Annotated in this window: 12 protein-coding genes; 7 read left to right on the top strand and 5 right to left on the bottom strand. The window is 75.3% G+C overall.

The features are described from left to right. Positions 1–51: 51 nt before the first annotated feature. The 3 genes from IEZ08_RS35560 to IEZ08_RS35550 form a co-directional block, all read right to left on the bottom strand. Positions 52–753 carry a rhomboid family intramembrane serine protease gene (locus tag IEZ08_RS35560; protein WP_189243913.1) on the bottom strand — a complete coding sequence of 234 codons (702 nt, stop codon included), beginning with the start codon at positions 751–753 and terminating at the stop codon, positions 52–54. A 61-nt stretch (positions 754–814) separates the two neighbouring features. Beyond that, positions 815–1,858, bottom strand: a complete 1,044-nt coding sequence (locus IEZ08_RS35555) for an ornithine cyclodeaminase (RefSeq protein ID WP_189243912.1) — start codon at positions 1,856–1,858, stop codon at positions 815–817. Between the two features lie 37 nt (positions 1,859–1,895). Beyond that, positions 1,896–2,924 (bottom strand): pyridoxal-phosphate dependent enzyme, encoded by a 1,029-nt coding sequence (locus IEZ08_RS35550; protein ID WP_068924294.1) that lies wholly within the window; start codon positions 2,922–2,924, stop codon positions 1,896–1,898. Between the two features lie 251 nt (positions 2,925–3,175). Here IEZ08_RS35550 and IEZ08_RS35545 point away from each other — a divergent pair, with 251 nt between their 5' ends. Next, positions 3,176–6,103: an AfsR/SARP family transcriptional regulator gene (locus tag IEZ08_RS35545; RefSeq protein WP_189243911.1), complete on the top strand. Its 2,928-nt coding sequence runs from the start codon at positions 3,176–3,178 to the stop codon at positions 6,101–6,103. Between the two features lie 180 nt (positions 6,104–6,283). Then, on the top strand, positions 6,284–6,508 hold the full coding sequence (locus IEZ08_RS35540) for a helix-turn-helix domain-containing protein (RefSeq protein ID WP_068924292.1): 225 nt from the start codon (positions 6,284–6,286) through the stop codon (positions 6,506–6,508). A gap of 29 nt (positions 6,509–6,537) precedes the next feature. Here IEZ08_RS35540 and IEZ08_RS35535 read toward each other — a convergent pair whose 3' ends face one another. Both IEZ08_RS35535 and IEZ08_RS35530 read right to left on the bottom strand, forming a co-directional pair. Then, positions 6,538–7,347 (bottom strand): alpha/beta fold hydrolase, encoded by an 810-nt coding sequence (locus IEZ08_RS35535; RefSeq protein ID WP_068924291.1) that lies wholly within the window; start codon positions 7,345–7,347, stop codon positions 6,538–6,540. Then, positions 7,328–8,614, bottom strand: a complete 1,287-nt coding sequence (locus IEZ08_RS35530) for an MFS transporter (protein WP_084780297.1) — start codon at positions 8,612–8,614, stop codon at positions 7,328–7,330. The genes IEZ08_RS35535 and IEZ08_RS35530 overlap by 20 nt, the downstream gene beginning before the upstream one ends. 210 nt (positions 8,615–8,824) lie before the next feature. Here IEZ08_RS35530 and IEZ08_RS35525 point away from each other — a divergent pair, with 210 nt between their 5' ends. From IEZ08_RS35525 to IEZ08_RS35505, 5 genes are read left to right on the top strand one after another with little or no spacing between them, the layout of a single operon-like run. Then, the gene (locus IEZ08_RS35525) at positions 8,825–14,266 is read left to right on the top strand and encodes a type I polyketide synthase (RefSeq protein WP_141704113.1); all 5,442 of its coding nucleotides are present in this window, start codon (positions 8,825–8,827) and stop codon (positions 14,264–14,266) included. Positions 14,267–14,309: 43 nt separating this feature from the next. Beyond that, entirely contained in the window at positions 14,310–14,513 is a 204-nt protein-coding gene (locus tag IEZ08_RS35520) for an MbtH family protein (RefSeq protein WP_068924290.1), read from the top strand. Between the two features lie 29 nt (positions 14,514–14,542). After that, entirely contained in the window at positions 14,543–15,478 is a 936-nt protein-coding gene (locus tag IEZ08_RS35515; RefSeq protein WP_176728541.1) for an LLM class flavin-dependent oxidoreductase, read from the top strand. Then, entirely contained in the window at positions 15,475–20,556 is a 5,082-nt protein-coding gene (locus IEZ08_RS35510; protein ID WP_189243910.1) for a non-ribosomal peptide synthetase, read from the top strand. The genes IEZ08_RS35515 and IEZ08_RS35510 overlap by 4 nt, the downstream gene beginning before the upstream one ends. Next, complete coding sequence (locus IEZ08_RS35505; RefSeq protein WP_068924287.1) at positions 20,553–23,795, top strand: non-ribosomal peptide synthetase; 3,243 nt, start codon at positions 20,553–20,555, stop codon at positions 23,793–23,795. The genes IEZ08_RS35510 and IEZ08_RS35505 overlap by 4 nt, the downstream gene beginning before the upstream one ends. The last annotated feature ends 73 nt before the right edge of the window (positions 23,796–23,868 follow it).

Genomic DNA, 23,868 nt, shown 5'->3' with positions numbered 1-23,868 from the left:
TCCGATCATGATTTCCGGGGCCGCCCGGACCTCGGTTCCGTCGCCGTTCCGTCAGAGGAACCGGGCGGCGACGGTGAGGACCACCAGGATGACCGCCGTCGCGGTGAGGATCACGGTGCGCAGGCTCGCCGCGTAGGTGTAGGCGAGGGCCGCCACGGCTCCGACCAGGAGGCCGCCGGCATGGGCCGCCACGGACATGCCGGGGAGGAGGAAGGTGGTGACGACGCCGAAGGCCAGAAGGACCGCGGGAAGCCACAGGTCGAGGCGCTGCTTGAGGCCGGCCACCAGGAGGGCCGAGAAGAGACCGAAGACGGCGCCGGAGGCACCGGCGGTCAGGGAGTCGTGGGCGGTGTAGTACACGGCCAGGCTCGCGCCGAAACCGGACAGCACGTACGTGACCAGGAGGGGGACCGAGCCGAGCGCCGGTTCGAGGCGGCGGGCGGCGAGCCAGAGCAGGACCATGTTGGCGAGCAGGTGCAGGAGGCCGTAGTGCAGGAACAGGGTGGTGAACAGCCGCCAGTACTCACCGCCGTCGACGGCCTTGCCGCTCATCTCCCCCCGTTCGTGCAGCGGGCTGACGCCGTCCAGCAGGATCAGGCCGGGGTCGAAGCCGTCGGCGATGGTGATCATGACGCTGGCCGCGATCGCGACCAGCACGTTGACGGCGATGAGCGCCGTCATCACGGGACGCCGGGCGCCGGGCGGCGCCGCCTGCGGGGCGGTCGTCCCCGGGGTCAGCTGGTCGTTGCTCATCTGGGTCTCCTGTCGGGGGTGCGGGGGTGCGGGGGTGCGGGGGTGCGGGGGTGCGGCCGGGTCACCTGGGGAGGAGGAATCCGGCGCCGCGCCGGGCGGCCACGGCCTCCACGGCCTGACCGAGGGCGATGTCGAGGACGGACATGCCGAACGGGTTGCTGAGGATCACGTCGCCGGGGTCCGCGCGGCCGGGGTGGGCGCCGGTGAGGACGCGGGCCAGGGTCGTGTCGACCGGCCGGGCCCGCGGATCCGGGGTGACGCCGGGGCACGCGCCGCCGTCGGGCCCGAGCAGCTCTCCGGTCCGGTAGAGGCGGCCGAGCAGCCGCCGGTGGTCCTGGCGGACCAGGTCCCAGTCGTCGACGACGACCAGGGCCGCGTCACGCACGACGCCGGGCAGGACGTCGTCGAGTGACACGTGCGCGACGAGCGCCCCCGGGCTCAGCCACTCGTAGGGCAGGTACCCCTCGGTGACCGTCGTCACGGTGATCACGAGGTCCCGGCCGCGCACGCACGACTCCGCGTCGCCGGCCACGGTCACGTCCAGCTCGTCCCGTACGGCCTCCGCCAGGGCCAGCGCCCGCGCCCGGTCCAGGTCGTAGAGACAGACCTCGGAGACCGGGAGCAGCGCCAGGTGGGCCTTGGCGAGGGTGCCGCAGCCGAGGACGGCCGCGCGGCTCATCCCGGGACGGCCGAGCAGCCGCGCGGTCACGGCGGTGACGGCGGCCGTGCGCATGGCGCTCAGGTATGCCGACTCCATGACTGTGCGGGGCCAGGCGACGTCGGGGTCGAACATCATCAGCAGGCCCTGCGACCTGGCCAGCCCGAGCGCGGGATTGCCCAGGCTGCCGTTGATCGTCTTCAGCCCGAGGACGAGCCGGTCGCCGTCCCTCAGCCCGCCCGGCATCGCGAGCGCGCGCGCAGCCGCTCCGGAGGCGGTCCGCCAGCCCAGGTACGCCTCCTCGGGCAGAATCGCCTGGCCGGTCCCGTGCCGCATGAGCGCGTCCTCGACGACCTCCAGCAGATCGACTTCGGCGCAGCACTCGATCACCGCCGCCCGCGGCAGATACCGCAGTTCGGAGTCGGGGTATTCGGTGAACAGATTCACGTCCGGGCCACCTCCGGGCGGTCGGGGTGTGAAGCGGTCATGGGTAGGCGCCTTCCAGACGGAAGCGGATGCCGTCGGCGCGGAGGCGGGCCTCGGCCTCGGCGACGGGGGCGGCCAGGGCGTGGGCGGTGATCCAGCGGGGGTCGTACAGGGTGTCGGCGTAGGCGAGGCCGGAGTCGGCGCACAGGCACAGGGGGCGGCGCGGCGGACGCGGGGAGGCCAGGTCGCGCAGGCAGGCGGCGACGACGCTGCCGCTGGAGCCGCCGAGCGCCACGCCGGTGTCGGCGCGGAACATCCGGCAGGCGGCCACGGCCTCGGCGTCGGGGACGCGGTGGGCGCGGTCGTAGCTGCCGGAGGTGAGGAAGACCGAGGGACGGCTGGCCCCGATGCCGCTGATCAGCCGGGGGCCGGTGGAGCCGCCGGTGGCGAGGGAGCCGGCGGCGTCGACGGCGACGACGGCGATGCCCCGGTCGAGGGCGTGCAGGTGCCCGGCGACCCCGGCCAGGGTGCCGCCGGTGGAGACGGCGATGTAGACGGCGTCGAGATCACGGCCGCCGTGCGCGGCTATCTCCGGGCCGGTGGTGTCACGGTGGATCCGCGGGTTGGCGGGGTTGTGGTACTGGTCGGTCCACCGGTAGCCGGGGTTGCGGCCGAGGATCCGGCGGACCTCGCGCAGGCGGGTCAGCAGGTAGCCGCCGCGGCCGTCGGGTTCGGTGACCTCGTGCAGTTCGCCCCCCGCGGCCACCAGCGTCTGCCGGGTGGCGCGCGGCGTGTTGGGGTCGATGACGGCGACGAACCGGCAGTCGAGGTGGTGCAGGAGCCGGGCAAGGCCGAGGCCGAGGTTGCCGGAGGTGGACTCGACCACGACCGTGCCGGGCCGCAGCGGTCGTTCCGCGTCGAGCGCCATCAGCAGGCCGGCGGCCGTACGGTCCTTGATGGAGCCCGTCGGGTTGCCGCTCTCGAGCTTCAGCAGCACCTCGTGCGTGCGCCCGCGGACGGAGACCTCCGCGGCGACGACGGGGGTGCCGGGGATCGCCGAGCGGAGCACCTCCTGCGCGGTCGTCATGCGCGGCACCTCACCCCTGCTCCTCCAGCCGGGTCGGGGTGTCGTCGCGCCCCTTTCGTCCCGGGCCCACCTGCAGGATCGGGGCGGGAAAGGAGCTCGGGAAGAGCGTTGGCGAGTTGTCGCCAGCAGGGGCCGGGGAGGTGGCTTGTCGATTAATGCCGGGCGACCCTTGGTGGGCATGTCCACTCTGGGTCTTCCCAGAGTGTCACGTTTCGTGAGTAATTGATCACGTGAGTCCCATAGCGTTTGGTGTGCTCGGCCCTCTGGAGATCATCGTCGAGGGGCGGGCCCGGTCCCCAGGGGGAAGCACCCAGCGTGCGCTCGTGGCGGTCCTGCTGCTCAACACCGGCTGCGTGGTCCCCGTGCGGGAGCTCATCGACGCGTTGTGGGAGGACCCCCCGGAAACGGCGCTCGGACAGGTCCAGACCCGCGTCTGGCGGTTGCGCACCCTGCTGAACGGCGCAGAGGCGCAGGGGGGCGGGAACCGGCCGGTGCTGGTCACCAGGCCGGGCGGTTACCTGCTGCAGGTCGAACGGGACGCGCTCGACTTCGCCAGGTTCGAGGACGGCGTCGGCCGCGCGCGGGCGTTGCTCGCCGAGGCCGGCACCGAGGCGGCGCGGGCGGCCGCCGCCGACCTCCTGGAGGAATCGCTCGCGCTCTGGCGCGGCCCGGCGTTCAGCGACGTCGACGTGCCCGCCGTGCGGTCGGCCGCCGCCGCGCTGGAGGAGCTGCGGCTGCTGGCCGTGGAGGAGCGGATGGAGGCGGCGCTGGCCCTGGGCCGCCACCGCGACGTCGTGCCCGAGCTGCAGGACTGGGTCGCCAGACACCCCTTCAACGAACGGCTGCGCGGCCAGCTCATGCTCGCCCTCTACCGGTCGGAACGGCAGGCGGAGGCGCTGGAGACGTATCGGGACGGACACCGGCTGATCGTCGCCGAGCTGGGCGTGGAACCCCGGCGCCCGCTGCAGGACCTGCACCGCGACATCCTCCTGTCGGCGCCCCGGCTGGACATGCCGGAGGCCGCAACCGCGCCGCCGCGGTTGCGGGAGGCCCGTCCGCGGCGGCCCAGGGAGCTGCCTCCGGACATCGCCGGGTTCACCGGCCGGGCCGCGGTCGTCGAGCAGATGGCCGGCCTGCTGTCGGCGCCGGGCCCGGTGCCGGCGGTGGCCGCGGTGTCGGGCCGGGCCGGCACCGGGAAGACGGCGGTGGCCGTGCACGTCGCGCACCGGATCCAGGAGCGGTTCCCGGACGGCCAGTTCTTCGTCGACCTGCGCGGGCTGGACAGGAGACCCGTGGACGCCTCGGTCGTCCTGGCCCGGTTGCTGCACCGGCTGGGGGTGGAGGACGGCGGCGACACCGCCGACCTGTCCGAGCGCAGCGCCCTCTACCGCGCGCACATGGCCGACCGCCGGGTCCTGCTCGTGCTGGACAACGCCGGGAGTGAGGCGCAGATCCGGCCGCTGCTGCCGGGCGGGCACGGCTGCGCGGTGATCGTGACCGGCCGCCGCAGGTTCGGCGGGCTGGAGAACGCCCACTCCTTCGACCTGGACGTGCTGACCGAGGACGAGGCCGTCGAGCTGCTCGTCCGGACCGTCGGGCCGGACCGGGCCGGGGCCGGGCCGGACGCCCGCAGGATCGTGCGGCTCTGCGGGCGGCTGCCGCTCGCGATCAGGGTGGCGGGGGCGAGACTGCGCGGCCGTCCCCACTGGCGGTTGTCGCGCCTGGTGGACCTGCTGGCCGACGAACGCCACCGGCTGGACACCCTGCACGCGGGCGACATGGGGGTGCGGGCCAGCGTCGCGCTCAGCTACGAGGGCATCGACGAGCATGCGGCGCGGCTGTTCCGGCTGCTCGGCGTGCTGGAGGCGCCCACGTTCGCCGGCTGGGTGGCCGGGCCGCTCCTCGGTGTGCCCGACGAGCGCGCCGAGGAGCTGATGGAGGCCCTGGTGGAGGCCCGTCTGATCGACGTCGCGCACGTGGACGGGGATTCCGGCGCCGTCCGCTACCGCATCCACGACCTGCTGCGGCTGTACGCGCGGGACCGGGCCGCGGCGGAGGAGTCGGCCGGGTCGCTGGACGCGGCGCTGCGCAGGGTGTTCGGCCGGTTCCTGTTCATGGCAGAGCAGGCGCAGGCCCGGTTGCCCGGGGGGACGGCCCTCGGGTGGGGCTCGACGCCGCGGGTGCCGCTCCCGGAGGAAGAGCTGCGGCGGCTGATGGCCGATCCGATGGCCTGGTTCGAGTCGGAACGGCAGACGCTGGTGGCGGTCTGCGACCAGCTGTGCGCGCGCGGCCTGGACGAGCTGGCGTGGGAGCTGTGCTGCTGCGCCGGCCGGTTCCTGGGGGGCCGCTGGCACGCCGACGTGTGGCTGGACGTCACCCGCAGGGCGCTGGACGTCGTGCGCCGGGCCGGGAACCGGCTGGGGGAGGCGCACCTGCTGCGCTCGCTCGGCGAGCACCACCTGGACCTCGACCGCTACCCGGACGCCGTGCAGTGCGCCGAGGGCGCCGCCGGGATCTTCACCGAGCTCGGCTCCCCGGGCTGTGCCGCGCACGCCCGCGCCACGGCGGCCCTCGCCCATGCCAGGACCGGCAGGCTCGGCACCGCCCTGCGCACGCTGCGCCGTACGCTGGCGGTCTTCACCGAGCTGGGCGACCGGGGCGGCGCCGCCCGCGCCCTGCGCACGCTGGGCCTGGTCCACGGCGACCTGGGCCGCTACGACGCCGCGCTGGACTGCTACCGGCAGAGCCTGGACCTCTTCACCGAGCTCGGCGACCGGATGGGCGGCGCGCTGGTCGTGCGGCACCTCGGGACGCTGTACCTGACCATCGGGGACCTGGACGCCGCCGGACCGCTGCTCGCCCGGAGCCTGGATGCCTTCCGCGAGTGCGGTGACGACGTCGGGGAGGGCTTCACGCTCGTGGACCTCGGCGCGCTGTACGGCGCGCGCGGCGACAAGGACGCCGCGCGCCGCGCGCTGGCCAGGGCGTTGGAGATCTTCGTGGCCGTCGGCGACCGGTACGGCCGTGCGCTCACCCTCCACCACCTCGGCACCCGCTACGCCGAGGAGGGCAAGACGGTGCGCGCCGGGGACTGCCTGGACCAGGCGGCCCGGATCTGGGCCGACATCGGGGTCTCCCTCTGGGAGGCCAGGACCAGGCAGGCCCGTGACGAGCTGTGAGCGATGACCGTGATCCGTGCAGGTCAAAATATGTGAGAGCGGGGCGAGAGCGAACGTAGAGGACAATTAACGTCAATGTGCGTACCGTGACATACCGTCCGATTCGGGCTGGTCATCCAGTCCGGCAGGCGGAGGAGACCCCTCGTCGGCCCTGACGGACACGCGGAGAGGAATGCGGTCATGGACGACAGCTCCCGGCACGACACGACTCGGCGAGTCCTCCCCGAGCACCTGCAGGCGGTGCTGCTCCAGCTCCTGACGGGCGCCACCGACCAGGCGGCCAGCAACCGGCTGGGGATCTCGCCGCGGACCTACAGCCGCCGCGTCTCGGAGCTGCTCGCCCACCTGGGGGTGGAGAGCCGCTTCCAGGCGGGCGCGGAGGCGATGCGGCGCAGCTGGGTCTGAGGCGTTCCCGCCCGATCAGAGCCGCCCGATCAGAGCCGCCCGAGGAAGTCCACCAGGACGCGGTTCACGACCGACGGCCGCTCCAGGAAGCCGTAGTGACCGCAGGCCGGTATCTCCACGTAGGTGGCGCCGGGGATGACCCCGGCCGTCTCCCTGCCCATGAAGGCCGGCATCAGCAGATCGTCGCCGAAGGCCACCACCAGCGCTGGCCGCCGCACCCCGGCCAGCGCGTCCCGGCGGTCGCCGGCCAGCGTCGCCTCGTACTGCAGGGCGGCCCCCTCGCCCCGGATGGGGAAGGCGGTCAGCACGTCGAGCCAGTCGGCGGCCACCTGGTCGTCGGCGAGCGTACGCGGTGAGAAGAGCTGGCACATCAGGGAGACGGCGGCGTGCTCGGGGTCGAGCGCGTCGCCCACCCGCACGCGATGGGCGCTGGCGGCCGTCATCTTCGCGCGGAAGAAGTCGGTACGCGCCCGGGTGCCGAGCAGCGCGACACCGGTGACCAGCTCGGGGTGGGCGAGCGCCAGCTCCTGGGCGACCAGGGCGCCGAGCGAGGCCCCGGCGACCGCGACCGGGCCGCACCCCAGCCCGCGGACCAGCCCGGCCGTGTCCTCGACCAGGTCCGCCAGCCGGTACGGCCCCGGCGGGCACGACGACGGCGCGGTGCCCCGGTTGTCGAATGTGATCACCCGGTGCCCGGCCCCGACCAGCGCGGGGACCTGGTGCAGGGTCCACAGGCCCGACGCGGACGCGGCCGGCGACACCAGCAGGACGGGTGGCCCGCCGGGGTCCCCGTGCTCCTCGTAGGCCAGCTCGATCCCGTTACTCGCCGTCGTCGGCATCGTCCACGCTCCCAGTCCTGCTCCACAGCCCCGTGTCCAGACGGGTGAAGGCGATCACGAAGAGCGCCGCGATGGCGACGGCGGCGAGCAGGACGGGGGTGCGCAGCCCGAACTCGCGCCCGCCGACGGCCTCGCCCGCCGTCACCAGCAGCCCGCCCGCCGCCGAGCCGAGCGGCAGCGGCCCCCACGAGATGAGCCGGTAGATGCTGTTGACGCGGCCGAGCAGCCGCTCCGGCACGATCCGCTGCCGGTAGCTGATCGTGATGATGTTCCACGCCAGCCCCAGCCCGGCGCTGACGGCCAGGGCGAGCGCGACCACGACGCCGCTGGAGGTCAGCCCGACGACCGTCAGCGCGAGCGCGCTGCCGAGCAGCGACAGCAGCAGCACCCGGCGCGGCCCCAGCCTGGCCTCCAGCCACGGCGTCCCCTGCGCGCCGATCATGCCGCCGACCGCCCCGACCATGAACAGCAGCCCGTACTGCACGGCGGACAGCCCGAGCACCTCCTGCGCGAACAGCACCTGGGTGGCGATGGCGACCGCGCCGGCCAGGTTCAGCGCGGACAGCAGCAGCCCGAGGGCGCGCAACGGCCGGTGGTTCCAGAAGAACCGCAGTCCCTCGGCCAGCTCGCGGCGCATCGACCGGGGGCCCTGCGGGCGCTCCGGCCGCCTGGCGGGCAGCGCCAGCACGAGCAGCCCGGAGATCATGAACAGCGCGGCGTCCACCGTGAACGGCACCGCCAGCGCCACCCCCACGAGCAGGCCGCCGACCCACGGGCCGACGAACACGCCCGCGGTGGTGTCGGCGATGGTCAGCCGGGCGTTGGCACGCTGCAGCAGGCTCCGCCCGACCAGCCGGGGAAGGATCGTCTGCGCGGCGTTCTCGTTGGCGACGGTCAGGGTGCCGAGCACGAACGCGACGACGTACAGGACGGCCAGCGACATGCGGCCGGTGTAGAGGGCGGCGGCGACCGCGCCGACCAGGACGGCGCGGCCCCAGTGCGTCACGGTGAGCACGCGGCGGTGGTCGGCCCGGTCGACGATCGCGCCGACCGGCAGGCTGAGCAGCAGCCACGGCAGGTCGGCCGCCACCCCGATCAGCGCGATCAGCAGCGGCTCCCTGGTCAGCGAGGTCGCCAGCCACGGGAAGGCGACCGAACCGATCCCGGTGCCCAGGTTGGCCACCAGGAACGCGGCCCACAACATCCAGAATCCGGTGCCCAGGCGGCGCCCCTCGGTGACGGGCGGGGGCGGGGGCGGGGTCACCACGTGGCGGCGCTCCTTCCGGTGAGGGGCACTGCGGGGACGCCTGGCGGAGCCCCTGCGACGGCACCGCCGACCAGCGCACCAAGCGCGGCACCGGACCGTCAACGCCGCTGGCGACTTGTCGCCAACCGGCTTCCGCGGCCTTGCCGGGGCCGGTGCTCTCTCTCAGCCTTGAGTCTGCCGGTGCCCGGATGATCGACATCAGGAGCGCACGTGGAGAGCACGACCAGACAGCATGTGGCGATCGTCGGTATGGCGGGGAGGTTCCCCGGCGCGCACGACATCGAGGAGTTCTGGCAGAACCTGGTGGCCGGGGTCGAGTCGATCACCTTCTTCACCGACGAGGAACTGCGCGCGGCCGGCACGCCCGAGGAGCTCCTGGCGTTCCCCACCTACGTCAGGGCCGCCCCCATCGCCCCCGGGACCGAGGACTTCGAGCCCGCGTACTTCGGCATGTCGACCCGCGAGGCCGAGATCCTCGATCCGCAGCACCGGGCGTTCCTGGAGGCGTCCGACAGCGCGCTGCAGCACGCCGGCTACGACCCCGCCCGCTACGACGCCCGGATCGGCGTCTTCGGCGGCGTCGGCATCAACCGCTACCGGGAACTGAACGTGATCCGCAACGCGGACGCGATCCGGCTGATGGGGCACTTCGCCATCGACCTGTCCAACACCAGCGACTACGTGGCCACCCAGACCGCGTACCGGCTGGGGCTCCGCGGGCCCGCGCTGACGACGCTGACGGCGTGCTCCACGTCGCTGGTCGCGGTGCACACGGCCTGCCGGGCACTGCAGGCGGGCGAGTGCGAGATCGCGCTGGCGGGCGGCGTGGACGAACCGCTGCCGCGCATCTCCGGGTACTTCTACGAGGAGGGCGGGATCTTCTCGCCCGACGGGCACGCCCGCGTGTTCGACGCCAAGGCCAAGGGGACGATCTTCGGCAGCGGTGTCGGCGTCGTCGTGCTCAAGCGCCTGGACGACGCGCTCTCCGACCGGGACACGATCCACGCGATCATCCGCGGCTCGGCCATCAACAACGACGGCTCCGCCAAGGGCGCGTTCGCCGCGCCGAGCGTGCAGGGCCAGGTCCGGGTGATCACCGACGCGCTCGCGCGGGCCGGGGTGAGCGCGGCCGACATCGGGTACGTCGAGGCGCACGGGACGGGGACGCTCGTCGGCGACCCGATCGAGGTCAACGCGCTCACCGAGGCGTTCAGGGCGCACACCCGCCGGGTCGGCGAGGTGCCGATCGCGTCGGTCAAGTCGAACGTCGGCCACCTCGGCGCCGCCGCCGGCGTCACCGGACTGATCAAGACGGTGCTGTGCCTGTCACGGCGCGCGCTGCCGGCGAGCCTCAACTTCGAGGAGCCGAACCCGGCGATCGACTTCGGCTCCTCACCGTTCTACGTCAACACCGAGCTGGCGCCGTGGAAGCCGAACGGGCACCCGCTGCTCGCGGGAGTCAGCTCGTTCGGCGTCGGCGGGACGAACGCGCACATGATCGTCGAGGAGGCTCCGGCCCGGCCCGCGGCGTCGGCGGGGGCGGGGCCGTACCGGCTGATCCCGCTGTCGGCGCGGACGCCGACGGCGCTGACGGCGCTGGGCGCGCTCGTCGGGCGGCACCTGGAAGAGCGGCCCGGCGACCTCGCGGACGCCGCCCACACGCTCAGCGTCGGCCGTACCGCGCGGGCCGTGCGCGGCTTCGTCGTCGCCGACGACCCGGCCGCCGCCGCCGAGCGGCTCGCCGCCGGACCGCCCGCCGGGCACCCGGCGCTGACGCCGCCGCGCGGGGGCGAGCGCGAGGTCGTGTTCATGTTCCCCGGTCAGGGCGCCCAGTACGCGGGGATGGGCAGGGACCTCTACGACGCGGAGCCGGTGTTCCGCGCCGAGATCGACGCCTGCGCGGCCCTCGTCCGGGACTGGGACCTGCGCGAGAAGTTGTTCGGCGGAGAGGGCCTGAACGAGACGGCCGTCACCCAGCCCGCGGTGTTCGCCGTCGAGTACGCGCTGGCCTGCCTGCTGCGGTCGTGGGGCGTCGAGCCCGCGGCCATGGCGGGGCACAGCATCGGCGAGTACGCCGCCGCGTGCCTGGCCGGGGTGTTCACCCGGGAGGAGGCGATGGCCCTGGTGGTCGCGCGCGGCGCGCTCATGCAGGGGCTGCCGCGCGGTGACATGCTGGCGGTGCCGCTCGCCGAGGACCTGCTCGTGCCGATGCTGGTGCCCGGTGTGGACCTCGCGGCCGTCAACGCGCCCGACCTGTGCGTGGTGTCCGGGCCCGCCGGGCCCGTGGCCGAGCTGCGCGAGGTGCTGTCGCTGCAGGGCGTCGAGGGCCGCCCGCTGCACACCTCGCACGCCTTCCACTCGGCGATGATGGACCCGATCCTGGAGGAGTTCGCGGCCGAGGTCGCCCGGTTCGCGCCGCGGGCCCCCGAGCGGCCGTACGTGTCGAACGTCACCGGGACGTGGATCACCGCCGGGCAGGCGACCGACCCGCGCTACTGGAGCGAGCACCTGCGCCGCTGCGTACGGTTCGGCGACGCGGTCGGGCTGCTGACCGAGGGCCGCCGCCGCGTGCTGGTCGAGGTCGGCCCGGGGACGACCCTGACGACGCTGGCCAGGCGCCGCCTGGACGCCGAGCTGTCCGGACTGGCGGTGCCCGCCATGCGGCACCCGCAGCAGCGCCAGTCGGACGCGGCGGCCCTGCTGACCGCCGTCGGCCAGGTGTGGCAGGCGTCCGGCACGATCGACTGGGACCGCTTCTGGTCGGGCGAGCCGCGTTCGCGGATCCCGCTGCCCACCTACCCCTACGAGCGGCAGCGCTGCTGGGCTGAGCCCGACCCCGGCTCGGAGCTCCCGTCCGCCGGACCGAAGGACACCGGGCCCTACTACGTGCCGGTGTGGCGGGAGACCGCCCTCCCCGCCGCCGCGCCGGCCGATGAGCGTCCCTGGATCGTGTTCTCCCCGGGCCACGGCGTCGCCGAGGAACTGGTCAGGCACCGCCGTGCCGCCGGACTCCCGGTGATCTCGGCGGTGCCGCCCGGCGCCGACGGCGACGTCACCGTCGCCCCCGGGGAACTGGCCGATCACTCGGCCCTCCTGGAGGCCGTCACCGGCTCCGACCGGCTGACGATCGTGCACGGCTGGTCGGCCGCGGACTCCGCCGACGGCCCCCAGGGCTGGCTCGACCTGGGCTTCTACAGCGTGCTCAACGTGCTGCAGGCGCTCACCCGCAGGCGCGGCGGCCCACCCGAAGCCGATCTCATCCTGGTCTCCACCGACATGAACGACGTGTCCGGCCAGGACGCCGTCGAGCCCGCAAAGGCCGCCCTGCTCGGCCTGATCAAACTCGTCCCCAAGGAGCTGACCGGCGTCACCTGCCGCGGCGTCGACTTCTCCGGGACGGGGGACGCGGCGGCCGACGCGCTCCGGCTGACCGCCGAGATCGCCGGCGGCGGTCAGGACGACCAGGTCGCCTACCGCGGCCGCAAGCGCTGGATCTGGGGCTACGAGAAGATCGACCTCGACGAACCCCCCTCCTCGGCGGGGCTGCGCGACGGCGGCGTCTACATGATCACCGGCGGGCTGGGCGGCCTCGGCCTCGTGCTCGCCCGCGACCTCGTCGAACGCGTCCGGGCCAAGGTCGTCCTCGTCGGCCGCACCGGGCTGCCCGAGCGCGCGGACTGGGACGCCTACCTGGCCGCGCACGGCGACGACGACGCGGTCGCCCGCCGCATCCGCAAGGTACGCGACCTCGGCGACGACGTGCTGACCGTCGCCGCCGACGTCGCCGACGTCGCCGCGATGCGCGAGGTCAGGCGGCGCGCGGAGGAGACGTTCGGCCCGGTCGACGGAGTCTTCCACGCCGCCGGCGTGTCCGGCGGCGGCATGCTGGAGACCCGCTCGCCGCACGACGCCGCCCGGGTCTTCGCCCCCAAGGTCGGTGGCCTGTACGCGATCGAGGAGGTCTTCGGCGACTCCCTCGACCTGCTCGTGCTCTACTCGTCGATCGCGGTCCTGTCCGGCGACTTCGGCCTCGGCGACTACTGCGCCGCCAACGCCGTCATGGACGCCTACGCCCAGGCCAAGGCCGCGAGCCGCACACGGGTGCTGTCGATCAACTGGCCGATCTGGTTCAACGTCGGCATGGCCCACGACACGTACGCGCCCGCCGTGCTCACCGACTTCGAGCGCGGCGACCGGTACGAGCCGGTGGACCACCCGCTGCTCGACAGCCGCCTGCACCAGCTCTACTCCGATGAGATCGTGTTCGTGAAGCGGCTGTCGGAGGAGGACTGGGAGGTCGACGAGCACCGCCTCGAAGGGCTGCCCACCATGCCCGGCACCGGCCTGGTGGAGATCATCAGGGCGGGGTTCGAGCTCGGCACCGGGAGCGCCGACATGGAGATCCGCGACGTCGTGTTCATGCGCCCGCTGACCTTCGAGCACAGCCGCAACATCCGGGTCGTCTACCGGCCCGACGGCGAGGGCGGCTACCACGTGACGGTCGGCGACGCCGACGACGTCACAGCCGGCGACGCCGCCGGGGGAGCGCGGGCCGAGTACACCAGGGCCAGGGTCAGGCGGGTGCCGCAGGAGCCGGGGCCCACCCACGACCTCGGAACCCTGCGCGCCCTGTGCGACGTCGAGGACACCCCCGGCTACGACCCGGTCATCGGCGGGCTCACCGTCGGAGCCCACTGGGACAACATCCGCGGCCGGTGGAAGGGCGAGGACGCCGAGCTGGTGCTCATCGAGCAGCCCGCCGCCTTCCTGGCGGAGCTACCCTCGTACGGGCTGCATCCGTCGATGCTGGACAGCGCCAACGCCCTCGGCCAGAGCATCGCGGCCGACGCGCGGTTCCTGCCGTTCGGCTACGACCGCATCGTCGTCCGGGGACGCTTCCCCGAGCGGGTGTTCAGCCACATCAGGCACCGCGACGACACCACCGGCGACATGACCCGCAGCGACATCACGATCATGGACGCCGGGGGCCGGGAGCTGGTCGTGATCGAGGGGTTCACTCTCCTCGCCTACGACTCCGGCGGTCAGGCCGAGGCCACGGCGGCCGTCCCCGGGGCCGGGGCCGTCGTCGGGGAGGCGCCCTCGGCCGCGGCCGACCTGGAACTGCGGCTGCTGCGCGAGGCCGACCTCGAGTTCGGCATCCAGCCGGAGGACGGCTCGGCCGCCCTCTGGCAGATCCTCGGCAGCGGCGTGCGCCCGCAGCTCATCATGTGCCCCGACGGGCTGGGCGAGCGGCTGCGCCGGGCCGCCGGGGTCACCCGGGAGGCGCTGCGCGAGCAGATCGCCCAGGCGCCGCAGCGGGCCGCCGCGGTCACCGCGCGCAACCTCGCCACGCCGTACGTGGAACCGGGGAACGCGGCGCAGCGCGCTCTGTGCGGGTTCTGGCAGGACTCCCTCGGCGTCGACAGGGTCGGCGTGGACGACGACTTCTTCGACCTCGGCGGCAACTCGCTGATCGCCGTGCAGCTCGTCGCCCGGATCCGGGAGCACTTCAGGACCGAACTGGCCGTCGCGGTCCTCTTCGAGTGCCGCACCGTGCGCAACCTCGCCGCCGACATCGAGGCCACGCTCGCCGAGCAGGTCGCCGGCATGACCGACGAGGAGGCCGCCGACCTCCTCGCGACGCTGGAATGACCTCCCCGCATCCCTCTCAGGCACCTCAGACAAGGAGCAGCGCGTGTTCGAGGACGACGACGACCGCGAGTACACGGTCGTGATCAACCACGAGGAGCAGTACTCCATCTGGCCCGTCCAGCGGACCGTCCCCGACGGGTGGTCGGAGGTCGGCCGCACCGGCCGGAAAGCCGAGTGCCTGGCCTACATCGAAGAGGTCTGGACCGACATGCGCCCCAAGAGCCTGCGCGAGCGGATGGGCGGCTGAGCGTGCCCGTTCCGCCGGAGACCGGAGTCGTGATCCACGGGCAGGACCTGCCCGTGGCCGAGATGATCGAGCGAGCCAGGCTCGCCGAGAAGATCGGGGTCGACGCGGTGTGGCTGGTGCAGCTGCCGAGCCTGCGCGACAGCGCCGCCGTGCTGGCCGCGCTGGCCTGCGTCACCGAGCGCGTCGCCCTCGGCGCCGGCGTGCTGCCGTTCTACACGCGCCCGCCGGTCACCATGGCGCAGACCGCACTGACGGTGGACGAGCTGTCCGGCGGCCGGTTCACGCTCGGCGTCGGCAGCGGGCACCGGGTGACCGGCGAGTGGATGCTGGGCGTGCCGACGGGCCCGCCGGTCGGGTCGATGCGCGAGTACCTGTCGGTCGTCACCTCGCTCATCCGGGACGGCGAGGTACACGAGACGGGCGCCTGGTACCGCGCGCACGCCGTCTACGCGGCGCCCAGGCGGGCCGGGCTGCCGGTCTACCTCGGCGCGTTCGGCCCCCGGCTGGCCGAGCTGGCCGGGGAGGCGGCCGACGGGCTCATGCTGTGGATGTGCACGGCGGCCTACATCCACGAGGTCGTCATGCCCGCCCTGGAACGCGGGCTGCGGCGGTCGGGGCGCTCGCCCGACGGGTTCCCGGTCGTCGCCATGGTGCCCGGCGCCGTCAGCGAGGACCTGGCCGGCGACCGGGAACTGCTCCGCCGCTACCTGGCCGCGTACGCGCGGGTGCCCACCTATCGGCGCATGTACGAGCTGAGCGGGTTCGGCGACGAGCTCGCGCGCGGAGCCGTCAGCGACGGGATGCTCGACGGGATCGCCGTCCTCGGCGACGAGGCCGCCGTCCGGGACATGGCGGCCCGATACGCGCGGGCGGGCGCCACCCAGGTCGTCGTCACCCCCATGGCGTCCGCACACAACGACCGGGCGCTGTTCACGCGCACCGTCGAAGCCCTGGTGGGCCGGTGACCGCCGCCCGGCCGCCGGCGGTCGCGCTGCACGCCCCGGTCCTGGCGGCGGCCCGGCGCCGGCCGGAGGCGACGGCGCTGCGCTGCGGCGCCGAGCAGCTCACCTACGGTGAACTGGACCGCCGCTCCGGCCTGCTCGCGGGGGCGCTGCGCGCCGCGGGGACGGCTCCGGACGACATCGTGGCGGTCCGCGTGCCGCGCGGCCCGGCGCTCGCGGTGGCGCTGCTCGGGGTGCTCCGGGCGGGCGGCGCGTTCCTCGCGATCCCCTCGGACGTGCCGGCCGGGCGGGTGCGGACGCTGGTCGCGGACGCCGGGGCCCGGGTGGCGGTCGCGCCCGCGGGGGCCCTCGCCGGATGCCGGGAGCTGACCGTCGTGGACCCGGCCGCCGCCGGGCTCCCCGCCGACGTGCCCGTGGATCCGCTGGGAGCCGCCTACGTCGTCTACACCTCCGGTTCCACCGGGGAACCGAAGGGCGTCGTCGTCCCGCACGGGGCCGCCGCCGGGCACATCCGGGCGATGACCGCCGCGGTGGGGCTGCGGCGCCGGGACGTCGTCCTGCAGGTCTCCGGAGAGTCGGTGGACGTCTTCGTCGAGCAGCTCTTCTGCGGGCTGTCGGCGGGGGCGACCGTACTCATGCGGGGCGCCGGGCCGTGGGGCACCGCGGAACTGCGGGAGGCGTTCGACACCGGCGGGGTGACGGTCGCCGACCTGCCCGCGGCGCTGTTCGCCGAACTCGCCGCCGGACCGCCGGTCGCGAGGGCGCCGCGGGTGCTGACCGTCGGCGGGGAACGGCTGCCGGTCGACGCCGCCCGGCGCTGGCTCGCGTCGGGCGGGGCCGGCCTGGTCAACGCGTACGGTCCGACCGAAGCGGTGATCACCGCCAGCGCGCACCGGGTGGTCTCCGCGGGAACGGCGCCGGTGCCGATCGGGAAGGCCGTCGGACGGCGGCGGCTCGCCGTGCTCGACCGGGAACTGCGGCCGGTGCGCGGGACCGCGACCGGGGAGCTGTACATCGGGGGAGCGGCGCTGGCCAGAGGCTACCTGGGCAGGCCGGGGCCGACGGCGGAGCGCTTCGTGCCGGACCCCGCGGGACCGCCGGGATCCCGCATGTACCGGACCGGCGATCTGGTCAGGCGCTCCGCGCACGGCCTGGAGTTCGTCGGCAGGGCGGACGACCAGGTCAAGGTCAGCGGATACCGGGTGGAACCCGGCGAGGTGGAGGCGGTGCTGGGGGGACACCCCGCGGTGGCCCTGTGCTGCGTCACGTGCGACGTCTCCCGCGATGTCTCCCGCGATGTCTCCCGCGATGTCTCCCGCGACGTCTCCCGCGGCCCCGCCGGTGACGCAGCCGGAGACGCAGCCGGAGACGGGGCCGGAGACGGCGGCCGGCTGGCCGCGCACCTGGTGTTCACCGGCCGTACGGCCGCGCCCACGGCCGGTGAGCTGCGCGAATGGGCGGCCGAGCGGCTGCCCCCGTGGATGGTGCCCGCCGTGTGGCACGCCCACGACCGCCTGCCCGTCACGGCGGCCGGGAAGGTCGACCGGTCCGCGCTGCCGTACGCGCCGATGGCGGTGCCGGACCCGCACGCGGAGACAACCCCGGCCACGGAGACCGAACGGCGGCTCGCCGGGATCTGGCGGCGCGTCCTCGGCACCGGGCCGGTCGGCGTCCACGACGACTTCTTCCGCCTGGGCGGCACGTCCCTCGGCGCGATCCGCGTCATCGCCGCCGTCCGGACGGAACTCGGCCACGAGCCCGCCCTCCGCGACTTCTACCGCAGTCCCACCGTCGCGGGCCTGGCGGCGCTGCTCGACGCCGGGCGGGCCGAGCGGTTCCCGCCGATCCCGGCCGTCGACGACGCGTACGCGCCGCTGTCGCTGATGCAGGAGCAGATCTGGTTCCTGGAACAGCTCGAACCGGGGAACATCGCCTACAACGCGCCGACCACGTTCCGGCTCGACGGGCCGCTCGACCACGGGCGGCTGGAGGCCGCCGTCACGCGGCTGGTCGAGCGGCACGAGATCCTGCGCACGACGATCGAGACCTCCGCCGACGGGACACCCGCGCAGCGGGTGCACCCGCCCTACGCCGTGCGCATCCCGGTCGTCGAGGCGGCCGAGGCCGAGGTGGACGCGCTCGTGCTGGCCGAGGCGCGCAGGCCGTTCGACGTGTCGCAGCTGCCGCTCGTCCGGTGGACGCTGCTGCGGACCGCCCCGGCCGCGCACGAACTCGTGCTCGTCGAGCACCACCTCGTCCACGACGGCTGGTCGTTCGCGCTGCTGGCCGAGGACCTGGCGGCGCTCTACCGGGGCGAGCGACCCGCCCCCGCCGGCCCCGTGCGCTACCGCGACTTCGCCCGATGGCAGCGGCGCAACCCGCCGGAGGGACAGCGGGCGTACTGGACCGAGCGGCTGCGCGGCGCCGACCACGGCGTCGACCTGCCGCGGGACCGGCCCCGCCCGGCCGCGCCCGCGTTCGCCGGCGGCGTCCACCGGGTGGAACTGCCCGCCCCGCTGTGCGAACGGGCCCGCGAGGGCAGCAGGGCCGCCGGGGTCACGCTGTTCGGCACGCTGCTGGCGGCCTACGTCGCGCTGCTGCACCGGGTGGGCGGGCAGCGGGACCTGTGCGTCGGGTCGGCGTTCGCCAACCGGCGGGTGCCCGGCACCGAGTCGGTGGCGGGCATGTTCGTCAACCCCGTCACGCTCCGGTTCGACCTGTCCGGGACGGTGACGTTCGCGACGCTCCTCGGCCAGGCGGCGGCGGTCGTCCGGGACGCGCAGGACAACCAGGAACTGGCCTTCACCCGCGTCGTCGAGGCCCTGTCGCCGGTCCGCGTCCCGGGCCGGAACCCGCTGTTCGACGCGATGTTCAACATGGACGACGCGCCGCTCGGCCCGATCGACTTCGGCGACGTCCGGGCGAGCTACCTGGAACGGCACAACGGAACGGCCAAGCTCGACCTGTCCGTCCTGGCCGTGCCGCGCGCCGAGCGGCAGAGCGGGCTCCCCGAGCGCGACCGCGACCGCCGGATCACGATGATCTGGGAGTACCGCACCGACCTCTTCGACGCCGCCACGATCGCCCGGCTCGCCGCCCAGTACGAGGCCCTGCTGGCCGCCGCCCTCGACGCCCCCGGCACGCCGGTCGCCGACCTCCCCCTCCCCGGAGGGACGCCTCCCCCCGCGGAGGAGCCGCCCGGCGAGCCCGAGGACGTGGTGGCGCTCATCGAGCGGCGGATCGCCGCGGCGCCGGAGCGGGAGGCCGTGCGAGTCGTCGGCGGGGGCGGGCTCTCGTACGGCGAGCTGGACCGGCGGGCCGCGGCGGTCGCCCGGCTGCTGCGGGAGCGCGGGCTGGGGCCGGAGGACGTCGTCGCGCTGTGCGCCGACCGCGACCTCGACATGCCCGTCCTCGTCCTCGGGGTGCTGCGGTCGGGCGCCGCCTACCTGCCGCTCGATCCCTCCTGGCCGGTCGGGCGGCTGGCCGACGTGATCCGGGAGTCCGGCGCGCGGGCCGTCCTGACCGCCGACCGGCGGCGTCCCCACGCGGAGGCGGCGGCCGGAGGGGTGCCCGTGATCGTCCCCGGCGATCGGGCGCCGTCCGGCGGCCCTGCGCCCCGGGCGGCCGCGCCGGGCAACGCGGCATACCTGATCACGACGTCGGGATCGACGGGGAGGCCCAAGCGGGTGGTGATCACGCGGGCCGGGCTGGCGGCCGAGTACCGGGCCTGGGAGCTCGCCTACCGGCTGGAACCGGGCGGGCACGCGCAGGTCGCCTCGTTCGCGTTCGACGTGTGCACCGGGGAGATCGTCCGCGCCCTGGCCGGCGGCGGCACGCTCGTCGTCTGTCCCGCCGACGTCGTCCTCGACCCGGCCGCCCTGCACCGCGCCCTGCGCGACCACGACGTCCGGTACGCCGAACTGCTCCCGTCCGTGGCCCGGTTGCTCGTCGACCACTGCGCGGCCACCGGCGCCTCGCTGTCGTTCCTGCGGCTCCTCGCGGTCGGCGGTGAGCCGTGGACCCCGGCCGAGTACGCCGCCCTGCGCCGCGCCGCCGGTCCGGACACCCGGGTGCTCAACGTCTACGGCGTCACCGAGGCCACCGTCGGCAGCACCCTGTGGGAGGGCGAGGCGGCCGGTTCGGCCTGGCTGCCGATCGGAACCGGCCTGCCCGGCGTGACCGCCCGCGTGCTCGACGGCTCCCTGCGCCCGGCCCCGGTCGGCACGGCGGGTGAGATCCACCTGTCCGGCCCGACGATCGCCCGCGGCTACCACGGCCGCCCCGCCCGGACCGCGGAACGCTTCCGGCCCGACCCGTCGGGGGCGCCCGGCGACCGCCTGTACGCCACCGGCGACCGCGGCCGGCTCCGCCCCGACGGCGCGATCGAGTTCCTCGGACGCGACGACCGCCAAGTCAAGGTACGCGGCTTCCGCGTGGAACCCGGCGAGGTCGAGGCGGTCCTGCGAGGCGGCCCCGGGGTGCGCGACGCGGTCGTGGTCGCCGCCCGCGAGGACACCGGCCGGGTCGCCGGGCTGGCGGCGTTCGTGCTGGCCAGGCCGGGCGACCGGGCCGACGCCGGAGCGCTCGCCGACTGGCTGCGGCAGCGGTTGCCCGGTCACCTGGTGCCGGGCTCGGTCACCGTGCTGCCCCGCTTCCCCCGGACGGCGACCGGCAAGATCGACCGTTCCGGCCTCGAAAGGCTCGCCGCGACCGCGCCCGCGCGGCGGCCCGGCCCCTCCACCGCGCCGCGCGACGACCTCGAACGCGCGATCGCGGCCGTCCTCGGCGACGTGCTCGGCGGCGTACCCGTCGGAGCGTTCGACGACTTCTTCGCGCTCGGCGGGCACAGCCTGCTCGCCGCGCGCGCCGCCGTCAGGCTGCGCGGCGCGCTGGGCCGCGAGGTGTCCGTGCGGGACCTGCTCGCCGCGCCCAGCGTCGCGGCCCTGGCACGGCGGCTGAACGGCGCCGCCGACGCGGGCGTCCGGCCGGCCGTCACCCGGACCGACCGGCGCGCCCACCGGGTCGCGCCGGACGCCTTCGACCCCCCGGAGAACGCCGGGGCCGGGGAGGTGGCGCGATGACGTCCGTCGTGGCGGTCCCGGCGTCCTACGCCCAGGAACGCTTCTGGCTGTCGGAGCACCTCGCGGACGGCGCAGCGGCCCTGCACAACATGCACCTGGCCGTGGAGCTCGCCGGCCGCCTGGACGCGGCGGCCCTCGCGGCGGCCGTCCAGGGCGCGGTCGACCGCCACGAGGCCCTGCGGACGACGCTGCGCCCGATCGGCGGCCGGCCACACCAGGTGATCGCCGAGACCCTCGCCGTGCCGACCCCGGTCACCGATCTGCTCGCCGATCCGGGCGCCGTCCCGGCGGACGCCTCCGTCGCCGCGCGCGCAGCCGTCCACGCGCGGACGCGGTTCGACCTCACCGCCGGCCCCCTGATGCGCAGCGAGCTGCTGCGGCTCGAACCGGAACGGCACGTGTGGCTGCTGACGGTGCACCACGCCGTCTGCGACGGCTGGTCGCTCGGGGTGCTGCTGGAGGAGATCGGGGCCGCCTACCGGGGGGAGCCGGTGGCCGAGCCCGCCCTGCAGTACGCGGACTACACCGTCTGGCAGCGGACGTTCGTCGAGGGCGGCGGGGCCGACGAGGACATCGGCCACTGGACGCGGACACTGGCGGGCGCGCCCGCGGTGCTCGACCTGCCCGCCGACAGGGCGCGGCCCGCCGTGCGCACCCGCCGGGGCTCGCTGCTGACGCTGGACCCGCTGCCCGCCGGGCTGGCCGGGCTCGCCGCCGCCGGGCGCGTCACCCCCTTCGCGGCCGCCCTCGCCGCCACCGGGCTGCTCCTGCACCGGCTCACCGGGGCCGAGGACGTCGTCATCGGCACCACGCACGCCGGTCGCGGCCGGCCCGAGACCGACCGGATCGTCGGCTGCCTGGCCGACACACTCCCCCTCCGGCTGCCGGTGCGCCCCCGCGACGACTTCCGCACGTTGCTCGCCCGGGCCGGGGAGGCCGTCCTGGACGTGCAGGACCACGCCGAGGCGCCGTTCGACCGGATCGTCCAGGCGGTCAACCCCGACCGCACGTCCGGGCATAATCCGATCTTCCAGGTCATGCTGGACGCCGAGCCGGGCGTGGCCGGCCGGCTACGGCTGCCCGGCGTCGAGGTCACGCCGGTGCCGGCGCCCGAGCGCGGGATCTCGCTGTTCGACCTCAGCCTCACCATCGGTCCGGGCGGGGGACTCGTCTGCGAGTACAGCACCGAGCTGTTCGACGAGGCGACCGTACGGTCCTACACCCGCTGCCTCGCGGCGCTGACCGAGGCCGCCGTGGCCGCGCCCGATCTCCCGCTGCGCGATCTGCCCGCCCTGCGTCCCGCCGAGCGTGAACGCGTCCTGGCGGGGGGACGCGCCGCCGCGGCCGGGCCGGACGGCTCGGTTCCCGTGTGGACCGAGGCCGCCGCCCGCCGCCGCCCGGACACCGCGGCCGTCGGGGACCTGACCTGGCGGGAGCTGATCGGCCGGGCCGCGCGGCTGGGCGGAGAGCTGGGCGGCCGGGGCGTCGGCCGCGGATCGGTCGTGGCGCTGTTCGCTGGCAGGTCGCCGGAGGCGATCGCCGCGATCTGCGGGATCCACCGGGCGGGCGCCGCCTACCTGCCGCTCGACCCCGAGCTCCCCGACGCCCGCGTCACCGAGCTGCTGGCCCGCGCCCGCCCGGCGGCCGTCGTGACCACCCCCGGGCACGCGCCCCGCCTGCGCGCCCTCGGCGCCGACGCGATCGTCCTGCCCGGCGAGGTCCGCACCGCGGCGGGGGAGGGGGACGGGCGCCGGGACCGCGCCGTGCCGGTCGCGGCCGGGGACCTCGCGTACGTGATGTTCACCTCGGGGTCCACCGGACGGCCCAAGGCGGTCGGGGTGCCGCACGGCGGGCTCGCGGCGTACGTCACGGCGCATCAGGCCATGTACGCGCTGACGCCGGACGACCGGGTGCTGCAGTCCGGGTCGCTGAGCTTCGACCTCAGCGCCGAGGAGATCTTCCCGTGCCTGGCGGCGGGGGCGACGCTCGTGCCGCGCACCGAGGAGATGCTGGACGGGCCCGCCGCGTTCCTCGACGGCGTCGCCCGGCTCGGCGTGACGGTCGCGCACCTGCCGACATCGTTGCTGAACCTGCTGGCGGGAGCCGTGACGGACGACGGGGTGCCCGTTCCGCCGTCGTTGCGGCTGGTCGTGGCCGGCGGCGAACCCGCCGACCCGGCCCGCCTCGCCGCCTGGCGCACCGCCGCGCCCGGGGTACGGCTCGCGCACGTCTACGGCGTCACCGAGGCGAGCATGGTGTCGACCGCGGCCTTCCTCGACACCGTTCCCGACCGGGCACGGGTGACGATCGGGCGACCGATCGCCGGAACCGAGGTCCACGTCCTGGACGACGGGTTCGAGCCGGTCCCCGACGGGGTCCCGGGTGAGGTCTTCATCGGCGGGGCGGGACTCGCCCGCGGCTACCTGGCCGAGCCGGGCCGTACGGCGGCGCGGTTCGGCCCCCATCCCTTCGCGGCCGGGCGGCGGCTCTACCGCACCGGCGACCTCGCCCGGCGGCTCCCCGACGGCTCCCTGGAGTACGTCGGCCGCCTGGACCGCCAGCTCAGCCTGCGCGGCTTCCGCATCGACCCCGCGGAGCCCGAAGCGGTCCTGCGCACCCACCGCGCGGTCGCCGACGTGGCCGTGACCGTGCGGGACGGGCGATTGGTCGGCTACGTCGTACTCCGGCCGGAGGCCGGGCACGTGCCGGCGGAGGAACTGCGCGCGCACGCGGCCCGCGCGCTGCCGGGGCACCTCGTGCCCGGGACGGTCGTCCGGCTGGCGGCGCTGCCCCGGACCGGCAGCGGAAAGATCGACGTGTCCGCGCTGCCCGCTCCCCGGCCGCGGGCGTCCGCGGAGAGGGCCGCCGCACCGGCCGGCCCCACGCAGGCCGCGGTCGCCGAGATCTGGTGCGAGGTGCTCGGCGTCGCCCAGGTCGCCCCCGGCGACGACTTCTTCCAGCTCGGCGGGCACTCACTGCTCGCCGGGCAGGTCGCAGCCCGGCTCCGCCGCCGTTTCGGGGTGGCCGCCGCGATGCGCCTGATCTTCCAGCACCCCCGCCTCGCCGACCTGGCCGCGGCCGTCGACCGGATGTCCGGCCCGGCCCCCGCGGGCGCGCCCCCGGCCGCCCCCGGCGGCCCCGTCTCGGCGGCGCGGGCCGGCCGGGCCCTCGGGGAGGCGGTCGGGGACGGCGAAGAGCTGGCCGAGCTGCTGCGCGAGCTGGGGGTGGGCCATGACTGAGACGGTCAGGGTCGTCCCGGTCTCGTTGGGGCAGCGGCGGTTGTGGTTCGTGGATCGGCTGGCGGGTGGCGCG

This window comes from Planobispora rosea (genome assembly GCF_014648175.1).
In the GTDB taxonomy this organism is placed as follows: Bacteria; Actinomycetota; Actinomycetes; order Streptosporangiales; family Streptosporangiaceae; genus Planobispora; species Planobispora rosea.
This window is presented reverse-complemented; position numbering and strand designations above follow the sequence as displayed.